The sequence below is a fragment of the Gilliamella sp. ESL0232 genome (assembly GCF_013346885.1).
Lineage (GTDB): Bacteria > Pseudomonadota > Gammaproteobacteria > Enterobacterales > Orbaceae > Gilliamella > Gilliamella bombi.
This window is the reverse complement of the sequence record NZ_JAAEDW010000013.1, coordinates 1-14,500: the sequence shown is the minus strand read 5'-3', so window position 1 is coordinate 14,500 and position 14,500 is coordinate 1. Positions and strand designations below refer to the sequence as shown.

The window sequence follows — 14,500 nt, the reverse complement described above, 5'->3', positions numbered from 1 at the left end:
GCATTATAAGGCACGACTTATTACAGTCAACCTTTTTTTTTAAAATTCTCTAAAATCTACTTCGTTCGATTTAATTTTAAACATTTTTTGGGTGATAGTTCGCAAAAATCGCTTTTGTCAGTTTTTATTTAGGAAAAGATGATTATGATTAAGTGATGCTATTATCAGAAACAAGAAGATAATCCATCATGATTTTTAATAAAAGTAGCGTCATTATTTACGTCGAACCTACAATTTTACGCTATAGGATTGAAAATTCAGTTAAGCGAAATGCTACAACAGCCACTAGCGAAGATCTGATTATATTTAATTATCAAAATGAAAATGATATAGATATTTTTATTGATGAGTTACTAAAAAAAATTTCTGAGCGTGCGGTATTTGAACTTAATTTGGATATCAATTTAATTCAAATACAACAATTAACCTTACCTGATGTAAAGCTAAATTTAAATGAATTGAGTTTATATGTTGAAGCTAACATTTATAAATTATTTCAAGTGTCGGCTAAAAGTGTATTTTTTGATTTTGTTTATTCAACTGAACATACAAAACAAATTACAGTGATGATAGTTGAACGTCATTATATTGAAAATTGGATCAATCTTTTTAAAAAGCATCAACGACTATTAACTTTTGTAGGTTGTCGATTTGAAAATAATAAAGTTAATTTTTTACCTTGGCGGCAAGAGAAACAAACAAAACATCAACGACAATTGACAGGCGTGGTTGTTGGATTTATGGGCATAATAAGTTGTTTGCTCTGTTATTTGTGGGTACACGCTAAAAATGATTTACAAACTTATGATGAAAAATTACTACACCAGCAAAAGATAGTACAAAAATTAACTGAAGAATTAGTTAATTATTTGCCTAATCCATCATTAAGCCAAAAACAAATTCAGCAATCCTTATTATTGCTTTCAGCGCAGTTACCTTCAGTAATTTGGCTTGATTCTTTCTATTATGAACCTAAAAAAGTAGCGATAGAAGGGCAAAGCTTTAGTTATGTCGAACTTACTCATTTTAACCAAAATTTGTTAATGCTAAAAAATATCGCTAAAAGTCAAATAAAGACCGTATCGACCAATAAGAATAATTTATTTTTTGAAATGGAAATGGAACTTAATGAACAGTGATTTTTTCTATCGCCCAGTTTGGCAACAGTACGCATTGTGTATTTTATGTTGTTTAGCATTTTTTGTTATTGTTTATCAACTTTTTATTAAAGAAGGCCAGCAACAAGCTGAGCTAAAGGCCGAGTTATATCAGCAAAAGATTACTGAAATTGAATTGTTACAGGCAAAAGTAAGGCGTTATCAGGCAAGTAAAAATAGTTTATATAGTTTGATATCTGAAAAAGAATTAGCGTTGGCTATTGAACAAAATCATCTAACACTAAGTTCCTTTAAACATTATCAAACTGACAATACGGTTAATTGGGATATTGAATTAGAAGGGCAATTTTTTGATTTTATGGCTTTAATTTCATCATTAACGGATGATTTTTATTATCTTGATTTTCAGAATCTAAAAATCAGCAAGCAAGAACAGCAGTTACAGATCATGTTTACGCTCTTATTTAAAAAGGCATAAAGTGAAACGTTATATCTATCAATTTATTAGTTTATTAATTGTTATCTGTTTTGAACTAAAGGCCGATGTGTCTTTAGAACGAGATCCTTTTCAACAAAATTACTCAGTTTCTTGTAGTGAGCAAACGACGTTACTGCTTGAACAAATTCAAGTTTGGCATTTTAGGGGAAGCATGAATCAAATTGATCAGAATTATCAGCAAATTTGGTTAACATCTAAAAATCAATGGTTAGCAATAACCGATGATGTGGTGCCTAACGTTTTGTTTCCTTGGCGTTTGCAATCTTTATTAAACGATAAAATAACGTGGCAGGCCGATTTGCCTGATTATTGCCATAGTACTGTATCATGGACAATGTCGCTAAATGAATAATAACAATAGTAAGAATCAAAAGCATCAATGGCTAGAACAATGTATTTGCAGATTGATTAAAGCAATAATAAGTTTGTTAGCTGTAATAATTTTTATATTTGTAACAATGATCATAAATACAACTTACGCAAATATGAAGCAATCAGTAAATGTCGATTCGCAACAAAATATCTCAATGACATTCTACCAAACCGACATTGCAATTATCTTACAAGCTTTAGCCGATAATCAGCAGATGAATTTAGTCATGACCGAAGATATACCAATTAAGCAAACCATTAAACTCAACAACGTTGATTGGCACAAAGCGCTAAAGATCATATTAGATTCGGCAAATTTACAAGCCGAAATTGACGATAATATTTTGTTCGTATCTAAAGCGATAGAACCAGAAGTTTTATTGAAAAAACAGCAATCTGAACAAAGAGAAAAAGAATTAAACCAACCACTTAATTCTTTGCCTATAGCTGTTAATCATGCAGACCCAGCCACCTTAATTGAAACAATTCAACAACAAGGATTATTATCAGAACGGGGCAAGATTACGCTCGATAAGCGGACAAATTCGCTTATCATTACCGATTTAGCTAAACAATTTGCTAATATCCAAAAATTAGTTAAAACACTGGATAAACCAATGCCTCAAGTTCATATTTCAGCGCATATTGTTACTATGAATGAGGAGAGCATGTCAGAGCTGGGTATAAAATGGGGATATTCAGGAAAATCATCGCAATTATTAGATAAGTTCGATGTGGGGCTTGGAGCTAGTTATCCCACCACAACTGTAGGTTTTAATTTGGCTAAAATATCTGGTCATTTACTTAATTTAGAGTTATCAGCGCTCGAATCTGAAAATCAACTTGAAATTATAGCCAGCCCAAATTTGTTAACAGCCAATCAAAATATGGCGTCGATAAAACAAGGTACTGAAATTCCTTACGAGGTTTCTAGTGGTAGTAATGGTGCAACATCTATTGAATTTAAGCCTGCGGTGTTAGGGCTAGAGGTCACACCGAAAGTACTAACAGATGATAGGATGATTTTAGACTTATACATTACGCAAAATACGGCTGGTCGCTCAATAAAACGTAGTGATGGTGGTGAGGCAATAGCTATTGATACACAAGAGATCAAAACACAAGTTCAAATAAAGAATGGCGAAACAGTAGTTTTAGGTGGTATTTTTCAACAGCTTAACACCAATGGGCAACAAAAAGTACCTGGTGCGGGCGATGTGCCCATTATTGGAAATATATTTAAATATAATAGAAAAAAACAGCAAAAACGAGAGTTGGTTATTTTTATTACACCGCAATTGGTTGAGTAAATGTTAACGGAGTTGTATCATACTTTAACTTGTTTTAGCAGTTGCTTTGATAAGTAAATATTGTTTTAAAGTATATTATTATTACCATTAATTATAAAAGTAGAGAATATTATGCATGTTGTTGCTTCTGATTTAGACGGTACTTTATTAACTCCTGAACATAGCTTATCACCTTATACCAAGCAAGTCCTTCAAGCGTTACGTAAAAAAGGCATTCACTTTGTTTTTGCAACTGGCAGACACCACATTGATGTCGCTCAAATGCGTGAAAACATGGAAATTGACGCCTTTATGATAACAGCAAATGGTGCTAGGGTGCATGATAGCGAAGGTAATCTAGTTTTTAGCCAAAGTATTTCCCCATCGCTTGCTAGTGAAATAGCTAAAATGAGTATGGATGATCCTTTAATTTATACTCATGTATATCGTGGTGATCATTGGTTAATTAATAAGGAAGATACATATTCATTAGAATTCTTTCGAGACACAGATTTTACTTATCAATTATTTAATCCACTTAATTTTGACACTAGCGATGTTGCTAAAATTTATTTTACGACAACGGATAATGCACTTTACCCGCATTTAGTCCAATTAAAGAATCGACTTGATGCAAAATTTGGTGACAAACTTAGCATTGCTTTTTCAACCTTAAATTGCCTTGAAGTGATGGCCGAAAATGTGTCTAAGGGTAGTGCACTAAAAAAAGTGGTAGAAAAATTAGGTTACAGTTTAAAAGATAGTATCGCTTTTGGTGATGGCATGAATGACTACGAAATGTTAAAAGCCGCAGGTAAAGGTTGTATAATGCAAAACGGAAGCTCGGAATTAAAATCATTATTGCCTGAGTTAGAGGTTATTGGCTCTAACGCTCAAGATGCTGTACCACATTATCTAAGTAAACTGTTTTTATAATTATTAAATATGAATATAACTATTGACAAAGAACTCAACACGCTTGGATTGCGTTGTCCTGAACCTATTATGTTAATTAGAAAAGCGATCCGAGAACTATCTATAGGACAAGTTCTTTATGTGATCGCTGATGATTTTGCAACTACTCGTGATGTACCTAGCTTTTGCCGCCATATGGATCATCAATTACTGTCATTGCAAATAGAATCTCAACCTTATCAGTATTGGATCAAAAAATCCCATTAGTGTAACGATTTTTATGGCAAAAAGTTTCAGGAAAGTAGGTGTTTGTGTCAATTTAATTCGATTTGCTTTAAGTAAAAACGTAATGTACGCCAATCATTAGGTTGAAGATTATCAACCATTAATAATAGCGTACAGCGTTTGCCATTATGTCGTGATTTTAAGTTTAAAATAATGATATAACGAAATATCAACGGTCTATGCATTAAGTACCAACGTTGTTTGTGCCAGTATATTTGATTGATACAGTGAAATAGCGCAAATTCGTCTTTAATAGTTTTGAAATAACGTAGACTGTGCCACCATTCTATTATTAATAATAGAATAATAACAAAGGTATAACAATTTAAGTATGTGTTAGCAAACATAACTAAACAAAGTGCGATTAACACTGAGTAAAAAAGAGTTGAAATCAGTAATTGTATCTTTGATATGCTAAGTTTTATGCTCCACATAATTCATTCTTTACTTTAGTTAAATTAGGATTATTTCATTCTTTTGCAAAAAATTACTTAAAATAAAGACAAATATGGGAGATAATGCGCATAATTTTTGTGTGTTTTAATAAACGAGCGATCAACCATAGACTTTTTCTTTTAATGTCAATGTGAAGATCCAGAACTGAAGATAGTGTTACTAAATTTGGCGCAGAGAGAACTCTCGTGCCATTATTTTTGCCTTAAAATTTAGAATAGGAAAGATTTGTGATATTAATTAGAGTGTTAAAAATTATTCTAAAATTATTCGTTGGCTTATTTCTTTGTGGCTTAATTATTGGTATTGCAGGTTATGCTCATTATTCAAAGGATCTTCCTGATGTCACTACATTAAAAGATGTTCGACTTCAAACACCAATGCAAGTATTAAGCAAAGATGGTGAATTAATTGCCATTTTTGGTGAACGGCGTAGAACCCCTCTGAAATATGATGAAATTCCTCCAATAGTTATTAATGCGGTCATTGCAACTGAAGATGCTCGTTTTTATGAACATTTTGGCATCGATCCAGTTGGTATTGCTCGAGCGATGTATATTGGCTTAAAGCAAAAAGGATTTTCTCAAGGTGGCAGTACAATTACGCAACAAGTCGCTAAGAACTTTTTCTTAACACCTGAAAAAAGTATAGCGCGTAAAGTCAAAGAAATGATTTTGGCTATCCGTATGGAAAAAGAGTTATCAAAAGAAGAAATCATGGCACTATACCTTAACATGATTAACTTCGGATCGAGGGCATATGGTGTTGCTGCTGCATCTTATACTTTTTTTGGTAAAACACCTGAACAGTTAACTGTTGATGAAGCGGCTTTATTAGCTGGTTTACCAAATGCACCATCAGCTTACAACCCAATTTCACATCCAGAACGAGCATTGACTAGACGCAATTGGGTACTAGGACGAATGCTAGATCAATCCTATATTACTCAAGCAGAATATGACGAAGCGATTAAAAAACCGTTAGGCGCTAGCTACCACTCACCACAAATTGAGTTTTCGGCGCCTTATGTTGCCGAAATGGCACGTCAATTTATGTACGACAAATTTGGCGAAAATGCCTACACAGATGGCTATAAAGTCTATACAACTATCTCAAAAACCGATCAAATAGCTGCAACAGAAACAGTGCAAAAGCATATTATTGAGTATGATACCAGACATGGTTATCGTGGTGCTGAAAAAGTATTATGGCAACCAGACGAAGCACCATGGAATTCTGAACAAATCCAGCAAACTCTTAATAAATACATGTGCTATGGCGGAATATGCCCAGCGGTGGTCATGACATCTTCAGATAAAGAAGCAACAGCGGTATTATCTGATAAAAGTAATATTACTATTGCATATCAAAACATGAAATGGGCGCGTCCATTTATTAGCGATACAAGACAAGGCGCTTACCCAAGAAAAGTCTCTGACACCATCAAGGCAGGACAGTTAATTTGGGTCAAAAAAACTGATGATAATTGGGAATTATCACAAATTCCAGCTGTTAACGCTGCGCTAGTATCACTTGATTCAGACAATGGTGCAATCAAAGCGATTGTTGGTGGTTATGATTTTAATTTGAGTAAATTTAATCGAGCAACACAAGCACTAAGGCAATTAGGCTCGAATATTAAACCATTTATTTATACCTCAACATTAGAGCAAGGTTTAACAATGGCTACGCTTCTTAATGATGCACCAATTGTTCGTTCTGCGGGTAGTGCTACATGGCGTCCTAAAAACTCACCACCTACCTATGCAGGACCTTTACGTTTAAGAATTGGCCTAGGAATGTCTAAAAATGTAATGATGGTAAGAGCATTGCGTGCAGTTGGTATAGATTATGCTGCGACTTATTTAGAGCGTTTTGGATTTCCTAAAGAAAATATTTCTTATAATGAATCGTTAGCTTTAGGTTCGGCATCATTTACGCCATTGCAAGTGGCAAGAGCTTATTCGGTGATCACTAATGGCGGTTATTTAATATCACCATATTTAATTGAAAAAATTGAGGAAAATGATGGTGAAGGTCTAATTTATCAGCATCAACCTTTAATTGCTTGTCACAATTGTACTGACGATGACGTCATTGTAGGGGCCACACCAGTATCACTTGATAATGTTGAAAATGAATCAACCGAATTAGGTAATGAAGAGCCAGAGCAAGAAAATCTAAAAGCAGATGATAATATAATTTTACCTGATATTGATACTGAAAATAAAGTCACTGATGTAACACCAAAATACGCACCGCATACGGTAAATAGTGGTATTGCATTTATTATGAAAGATGGTCTTCGATCCATCGTATTTGGTGGTTCAGATTGGCAAGGTACTGCATGGCGTGTAAAAGCATTGGGTAGAAAAGATGTCGGAGGTAAAACTGGGACAACTAACTCATCTAAAGACGTTTGGTTTTCTGGATTTGGTGGCAATATTGTAACTACTGTTTGGATGGGATTTGATGATCATCGCCGTGACTTGGGGCGAACTGTCCGAGCTGAAGCAGGGGCTGTAACCGCAAACCCAATATGGGTTGATTATATGAAAGTTGCCCTAAAAGATGTACCAGTAATAGAAGATGTAAAACCTGCAAATGTTATTTCTGTTACTATTGATCAAAAAACAGGTCTATTACCTCAATCTGGATCTAAAACAATGTCAGAGTACTTTATAAAAGGTACCGAACCAACGACTTATGCGACCCAAGAGGTGGGCACGAAAGTAACAGATTCAGAAGGTAATACTTCAGAACTATTCTAATAAAGGATTTAGCATGAATGGTTCAATAAGAATTATTGGCGGAAAATGGCGTGGGCGTAAATTGTCGGTACTAGACAAACAAGGATTACGCCCAACCACCGATCGAATCAAAGAAACTCTATATAACTGGTTAATGCCAGTTATACATGATAGTGATTGTTTGGACTGCTTTTCGGGTAGTGGCTCATTAGGTTTTGAAGCAGTATCAAGAGGAGCCCAAAGTGTTACTTTGCTCGAAAAAGATAAACAAGTAGCACAGCTACTTAGCAAAAATAAACAGATTATTGCTAGCAACGCAATCGACATTTATCATACTGATACTTTACAATGGCTAAACAGGCCAGCAGTAAAACAGTTTGATATTGTATTTATCGATCCGCCATTTCATCAATCATTAGTCGCAAAAACGGTTAACGAACTTGAAAATAACAACTGGCTAAAACCGTTGGCTTATATTTATATTGAAACAGAAATACAGCATGATCTAACAACTTATATTCCAACTAACTGGCGCTTACATCGTGAAAAAATTGCAGGGCAAGTTCACAGCTATCTATTTATACGAGAAGATAATTAATGTTCATCTTTATTGGTAAAACTTTATACTCATTAATGTGGTTATTTTTATTATTTAACTTAATCCACCCATATCCAAAACCGGCAAATGTTGTTGCCAATATTGGCTTAATCGCCTTTACTGTTACTCATGGCTTACAAGCTTGGATGTTAAACTCAACCATGACCAAACAAGAAAAACAACAAGACAAATTTAAAGTGTTACGGTTATTTTTATTTGGTGTTTTTGAATCACTTAGTTGGAAAGATAGTTTGAAAGACAAAAAATAATAATAAAAAGAGGTTGCGAGATACAAAAATTTTTGTATAATGCTCACCACTTCTTACGAAGCACCTCAATAAGCGGGAATAGCTCAGTTGGTAGAGCACGACCTTGCCAAGGTCGGGGTCGCGAGTTCGAACCTCGTTTCCCGCTCCAATAAAATATCTATTTAGTATAAAAGTAAATTTATATCCCATAGTGTGTTAACTAACGAAAGTGATTAGTTGTGTGCAAGGCACAAAAAACACAGCAAAAACATTGTAATAAAAACAGAAATTAGCTAATAATTACTTAAATTAAGTAAAATAAAAAACTTCAATAAAATCAATGGTCTACCTGAGATATTTTAGAGAAAACACACAACACGGCAAGGTCAATCCACCTATCTTTTAACTGTGTCGGAGTGCTTTGCTGATAGACTGAGGGCAGCACGCCAAATAGGACTGTTTGGTGAGTTTGTGCTTTGTTAGGGATGCCAATTTATCAGGAACAACTTGGCACTTTTTAGCAAAGCAAATAGGCTTAAAAAAGGCGAATATCATAATGATTCGAGTAAATCATACCGATGGTTAAGAGCGAGAGCGTTGGGTACCGTAGTTCATATTTTGTATCTCATGTGAGTTGTAAGATGTTACGCTCAAAATTCTTAAATTAAACGTTACCACCAATATCAGTTATTCCGACAAAATTCAAAAGCTATAAAGCTAACACCATATTTTAATTATAAAATTAACCTATCTATAAAGTCGAATTGTTTTATCTTTACATTTCTTTACAAAAAAGTCCGCCAAAAAACTAGCCAACTATTTTATAAATGGTTATACTTTTATCGCTGTAGGAAAACAAGCTTATTAAATAAGCGAATAATTATAAAAATTCAAATAAAACAAAATATTACTTGACACGAGAAACGTAATGCATTATCATTTTAGACACCAGACACCAGACACCAGCACTGGCAAACCTATGTCTTAAATTTATCAAATAATCTTATTCGACGAGTTTTTACACTAAGCTCATTTATACTTTCCAAATTATCTCTCAAATTATTATCGAAATTATTGCTCAAATCACCTAAAACAGCTTTGCTAGTATTAGCACTGTTACTATTGTCATCGTCATGGGATGTACAGGCAAATGGTAAAAAGGTTCGAGCAGGTAATCGTAGTGATGCAATAATAATACCGTCGGCAGTTATCAATTATGTAAGGCCGTATCTATCTAATATTTATGATGACCGATATGCAGGCCCAGCTGACATATGGAATCCTAATAAGGGCTTTTTAGTTCAATCTACCAATCCTGAATCATACAGCCTAAATTTTCCGACTACAGGTGCGCATAATTTATATTTTGATTTACTCATAACAGGAATAGATGTAAATGAATTGACATGGGCACCCGTTACTTTGGGGGGAATTACTGCAACAGTGACAAATGTTGTACCTAATGATTACTGGATTCCTTATGAAGACAAGGGACAAGTTGTCGCCCGTGTTAAGTTAATAGGTCCAGAGGCAAGAAATCAATGGTACAATCCTCATCCTAACCCAATTGCTAAGCCAAAGTTACCGCAGACGTTTGAGTTAGTGGGTAGAGACATTAAAACTAATAATGAGGTAGTAAAATATGGATTTGTGTTGAGGCAGTGGTTCGTCAGTCGGGGGCATACATGGAGAAATTATAGTGACTATTCAGCATGGTGTGATAGTTTGGGTTACCGCATGCCGAGGGTAAGGGATTTAACCAATGCGAAGTGTGGTGTAAGAGGGGCTATGGGTTTTTTCCCATGTATAAATGGCATAAATAGCGCCATGCCGTCGTCTGATTGGAATGGTTACAGGCGTCACATAGGCGCTGGATTTTTTACGGAGTGGGGTTCGGTAGGCATCTACGCTGATTCAGGTTTCTCCGAGAACAGCATGACGAGTGACGGCTCAGCTAGTAGCAAGCTCCATGTCAGCACGTCCGATGGCGATGTTATACTCGGCGATGGACCCGCCTATGGTGTTTGCACCATACCTTAGCTTTTAGCGTTTGGTACTTAATCTTTAGATCTTGAGACGAAAGGGGGCTTATGGTGTAAATAACTGAGAGTTATGACTTATTCTAACCTAGTGAGGTTTAGGACGTTTTATTTGGCAAAAACAAAATGCCCTAAACCAAACATCTCTATAACTATTTTCATAATATTGATTTAAAAATTATCATTAATATAAATCAACATAATACGATTTATGTAGTATTGTAAAACAATTATCTACTGAATTATGATTCTTTAGCAGTGCCATTAAGGCTCAATACGTTATTTTGATGCAGATTTAGATGTTTTTTATGTTTTTATAAATTATTTTATAGATTTTGATTCTTGGTTATAAATTGAATCTTCATTTTAAGTTATACGACTCTGTGTTATGCTACAGTTAATATTAGTCACAGGATATTCCTTATGATAAAAGATCCTTTTTTTGACCGCGAAGCCGAGAAGTATGATTCCCCAATTGCCAGTCGAGAGCTTATTTTAGATTACCTTAAACAAGAAGCAAAGCCTGCTAGTTTAGAAAAAATTGCTCAAGCTGTTGATATTAAAAATGAAGAGCAAAAAGTGGCATTGCATCGTCGTTTGCGCGCAATGGAGCGTGATGGACAAGTAGTTTTTACACGCCGTAAATGTTATGCCTTGCCTGAAAAATTTGATATGGTTAAAGGCAGTGTGATTGCGCATCGTGATGGATTTGGTTTTTTACGCGTTGAAGGAAGTACTGAAGATTATTTCATATCACCAGAGCAAATGAAAAAAGTTTTACAAGGCGATATAATCTTAGCTCAGCCAATGGGAACTAAATATCGCGGAAAAATGGAAGCTCGTGTTGTGCGAATTTTAGAGCCACGCAATAATCAAATTGTTGGGCGGTATTTTATTGAGCAAGGTGTTGGTTTTGTTGTCCCTGATGATAGCCGTTTAAACTTTGATATTTTAATTGCGGGTAAACCTAGCCGCACGGTTCGTATGGGAACGGTGGTGGTGGTTGAGTTACAACAACGCCCTGAACGCCGTCAAAAAGCTGTTGGCATTATAAAAGAAGTGCTCGGTGAAATAATGGGGACTAATTTGGCGATTGATATTGCTCTGCGGAATCACGAAATTCCTTATGAATTGCCAAAGGCTGTTGAAAAAGAGGTAAGCAAATTCACCGAACAAGTTCCAGAAAGCGCTAAAAAAGGGCGAAGAGATTTGCGACAATTACCTTTGATAACAATTGATGGTGAAGATGCCCGTGATTTTGATGATGCGGTTTATTGCCAAAAAAATCGTGGTGGTGGCTATCGGTTATGGGTGGCTATTGCAGATGTGAGTTATTATGTTAGACCAGGTAAGGCGTTAGATAAAGAAGCTTGTTTACGAGGTACATCGGTTTACTTCCCTTCACGAGTTGTACCAATGCTTCCAGAAGCATTATCTAATGGGCTTTGTTCGTTAAATCCGCAAGTTGATCGCTTATGTTTAGTTTGCGAAATGACCGTCTCTAATAGAGGGCGTTTAACGGGGTTTGAGTTTTATGAAGCGGTAATGAACTCGCATGCTCGGTTAACGTATACTAAAGTGGCTAAGATTTTAGATGGTGATGAAGAACTTCGTGAATATTATCATGAATTAGTCCCTCATCTTGAAAATCTTTATGGACTTTATAACGTGCTTGATAAAGCACGGGTTATTCGTGGTGCGATAGGATTTGAATCAGAAGAGCCGAAATTTGTTTTTAATGCCGATAAACGTATTGAAAGTATTGAACTGGCACAGCGAAATGTGGCACATAAAATTATTGAAGAGTGTATGATTTTAGCCAATGTTTCAGCGGCAAAATTAGTGATTGGTGCCCAAGTGCCATCATTATTCCGCGTACATGACAGACCCGATGAAGATCGAATGAGTAACTTGCGCAGTGTATTAAGTGAACTTGGTTTATCACTTGGTGGTGGTGCAAGTCCTAAACCTAAAGATATTGCCGAATTAATGAAAGTGGTTGAAACACGCCCTGATCATGATATGTTGCAAACCGTGATTTTACGCTCTATGAAACAAGCTATTTATGACCCAGAAAATCGAGGACATTTTGGTTTGGCACTTGAGGAGTATGCACATTTTACTTCACCAATTCGCCGTTACCCTGATTTGCTTTTGCATCGTGCTATCAAATGGATTTTAGCTGATGAAAAACATAAAACCAGTAAAACAGGGGGGTATCGTTATGATACAAATGAAATGCTTTACTTTGGTGAACACTGTTCAATGACCGAACGGCGAGCTGATGAGGCCGTACGTGATGTCGTGGATTGGCTTAAGTGTGATTACATGCAAGATCATGTAGGTGAAGTATTTAACGGCTCTATTTCAAGCGTGGTTAATTTTGGTTTCTTTGTGAGGTTGGACGATCTATTTATCGATGGTTTAGTGCATGTGTCATCGCTTGAAAATGATTACTATTTTTTTGATGCCTCGCACAATCGCCTAGTTGGTGAAAATACACGTTTTACTTATCGTTTAGGCGATAAAGTGCAAGTGAAAGTCGATAATGTTAATCCAGAAGAACGTAAAATTGATTTTTCATTGGTTGGCAGTAATAATAAGCCAAAACGTCAGGGTAAAACGGCAAAAGATAAGTCCAAACAAGTAAAAAACGATCAAATTGCCGATTTACCAATAAAACGAAAAGGCAAAAAATCAACCAGTAAAAAAAGTAGTGCGAGGCCAAGTACTAAATCAAGTACCCAAAAAAAGGTAAAATCAAGCGCTAAATCAAACATGAAAGCAAGTGCTAAAGTTGAAGTGAAAACCAAAAGTAAAAAACGTAGTAAATCTAAATCAACGAATAAAAATAAATAGTTAATAAAAATAAATAGTTAATAAAAATAAATAGTTAATAAAATTAAATAGTTAATAAAATAAAAGAGTAACAAATAAATGAGTGAAACAGTTTATGGCCTACACGCCATTGAAGCATTATTAGCACGTTCGCCAGAAAGAATTATTGAAGTATTTATTATTAAAGGGCGTGAAGATAAACGCCTTCTTGCTGTTGTGCGTCAATTAGAGCAACTTGGTTTGCCAGTTAAAGTTGCTAATCGCCAATGGTTAGATGAAAAATCTAAAAATGGTGTACATCAAGGTATTTTAGCCATGGTTACGCCGAATCGAGGTTATCAAGAAAATGATATACCTTTGCTCATGGAACAACAGCCAAATCCAGTTATTTTAATTTTAGATGGTGTAACTGATCCGCATAATTTAGGTGCCTGTATAAGAACTGCTGATGCTGCTGGTGTCGATTTTATTATTGTACCAAAGGATCGTTCTGCACCGCTCAATTCAACGGCACAAAAAGTTGCTTGTGGCGCAGCTGAAAGCGTGCCCGTAGTTAGGGTGACCAATTTAGCCCGTACAATGCGAATGCTGCAAGATGAGTACCAAGTTTGGATTGTGGGCACCGCTGGAGAAGCGGATAGAGCGCTTTATCAAACAAACTTTTATAAAACATCAACACAGACCGCACTTGCATTGGTAATGGGTGCTGAAGGTGAAGGTATGCGTCGTTTAACCAAAGAACACTGTGATGAATTGGTGAGCATTCCAATGGCAGGAATTGTGTCATCACTAAATGTATCGGTTGCAACTGGTGTTTGTTTATTTGAAATTGTTCGGCAAAAATCAGCTATCAGAACCTAATTTAGATGGTTATAACCGTATTGGTTACCTAACTGATTAAGTTTCATACTAAATCAATAGATTAGTTGAACTTTAATACGGTTAATTAAAACAATCGTAAAAATATATTAGGGACTGTTGATCTTTGCTGTACATAAATTACTCAACAATACATTGGCAGCCACATTAACATAAATGCCAGTGATACCATACTGGCATAATTCCTTTCTAACTTATCGTATCTAGTTGATATTGA

At 35.4% G+C, this 14,500-nt stretch carries 13 protein-coding genes, 1 tRNA gene and 1 pseudogene; 13 read left to right on the top strand and 2 right to left on the bottom strand.

Features of this window, described 5'->3' with window-relative positions; all coding sequences use genetic code 11:
* Positions 1–188 precede the first annotated feature (188 nt).
* From GYW75_RS11820 to tusA, 6 genes are all read left to right on the top strand, one after another.
* Positions 189–1,139 (top strand): PilN domain-containing protein, encoded by a 951-nt coding sequence (locus tag GYW75_RS11820; RefSeq protein ID WP_174799473.1) that lies wholly within the window; start codon positions 189–191, stop codon positions 1,137–1,139.
* The gene (locus GYW75_RS11815; RefSeq protein ID WP_174799472.1) at positions 1,129–1,596 is read left to right on the top strand and encodes a hypothetical protein; all 468 of its coding nucleotides are present in this window, start codon (positions 1,129–1,131) and stop codon (positions 1,594–1,596) included. The genes GYW75_RS11820 and GYW75_RS11815 overlap by 11 nt, the downstream gene beginning before the upstream one ends.
* A gap of 1 nt (position 1,597) precedes the next feature.
* A complete protein-coding gene (locus GYW75_RS11810; protein WP_174799471.1) occupies positions 1,598–1,969 on the top strand; it encodes a hypothetical protein in 372 nt (123 codons plus the stop codon).
* 133 nt (positions 1,970–2,102) lie between these two features.
* Positions 2,103–3,299, top strand: coding sequence for a secretin N-terminal domain-containing protein (locus tag GYW75_RS11805; RefSeq protein ID WP_081296831.1), 1,197 nt, complete (start codon positions 2,103–2,105; stop codon positions 3,297–3,299).
* Positions 3,300–3,407: 108 nt separating this feature from the next.
* Positions 3,408–4,214, top strand: coding sequence for a Cof-type HAD-IIB family hydrolase (locus GYW75_RS11800; protein ID WP_065589572.1), 807 nt, complete (start codon positions 3,408–3,410; stop codon positions 4,212–4,214).
* Between the two features lie 9 nt (positions 4,215–4,223).
* A complete protein-coding gene (gene tusA, locus GYW75_RS11795) occupies positions 4,224–4,460 on the top strand; it encodes a sulfurtransferase TusA (protein WP_065589573.1) in 237 nt (78 codons plus the stop codon).
* A 47-nt stretch (positions 4,461–4,507) separates the two neighbouring features.
* Here tusA and GYW75_RS11790 read toward each other — a convergent pair whose 3' ends face one another.
* The gene (locus GYW75_RS11790) at positions 4,508–4,912 is read right to left on the bottom strand and encodes a protein YgfX (RefSeq protein WP_085164685.1); all 405 of its coding nucleotides are present in this window, start codon (positions 4,910–4,912) and stop codon (positions 4,508–4,510) included.
* A 258-nt stretch (positions 4,913–5,170) separates the two neighbouring features.
* On the opposite strand from GYW75_RS11790, the gene GYW75_RS11785 reads away from it, so the two are divergent.
* From GYW75_RS11785 to rlmB, 7 genes are all read left to right on the top strand, one after another.
* A complete protein-coding gene (locus GYW75_RS11785) occupies positions 5,171–7,702 on the top strand; it encodes a penicillin-binding protein 1A (RefSeq protein ID WP_446719045.1) in 2,532 nt (843 codons plus the stop codon).
* A gap of 13 nt (positions 7,703–7,715) precedes the next feature.
* Positions 7,716–8,279: a 16S rRNA (guanine(966)-N(2))-methyltransferase RsmD gene (gene rsmD, locus GYW75_RS11780; protein WP_085164687.1), complete on the top strand. Its 564-nt coding sequence runs from the start codon at positions 7,716–7,718 to the stop codon at positions 8,277–8,279.
* Entirely contained in the window at positions 8,279–8,548 is a 270-nt protein-coding gene (locus GYW75_RS11775) for a DUF1145 domain-containing protein (protein ID WP_085164689.1), read from the top strand. Before rsmD ends, GYW75_RS11775 begins: the two co-directional genes overlap by 1 nt.
* Positions 8,549–8,620: 72 nt before the next feature.
* Positions 8,621–8,696, top strand: a tRNA-Gly gene (locus GYW75_RS11770).
* 929 nt (positions 8,697–9,625) lie between these two features.
* A complete protein-coding gene (locus tag GYW75_RS11765) occupies positions 9,626–10,567 on the top strand; it encodes a hypothetical protein (RefSeq protein ID WP_238786482.1) in 942 nt (313 codons plus the stop codon).
* Between the two features lie 422 nt (positions 10,568–10,989).
* A complete protein-coding gene (rnr, locus tag GYW75_RS11760) occupies positions 10,990–13,425 on the top strand; it encodes a ribonuclease R (RefSeq protein WP_174799469.1) in 2,436 nt (811 codons plus the stop codon).
* Between the two features lie 78 nt (positions 13,426–13,503).
* A complete protein-coding gene (rlmB, locus tag GYW75_RS11755; protein ID WP_065606670.1) occupies positions 13,504–14,265 on the top strand; it encodes a 23S rRNA (guanosine(2251)-2'-O)-methyltransferase RlmB in 762 nt (253 codons plus the stop codon).
* 142 nt (positions 14,266–14,407) lie between these two features.
* Here the strand turns inward: rlmB and GYW75_RS11750 are convergent.
* A pseudogene (locus tag GYW75_RS11750) lies at positions 14,408–14,500 on the bottom strand (IS5/IS1182 family transposase); the annotation flags it as partial.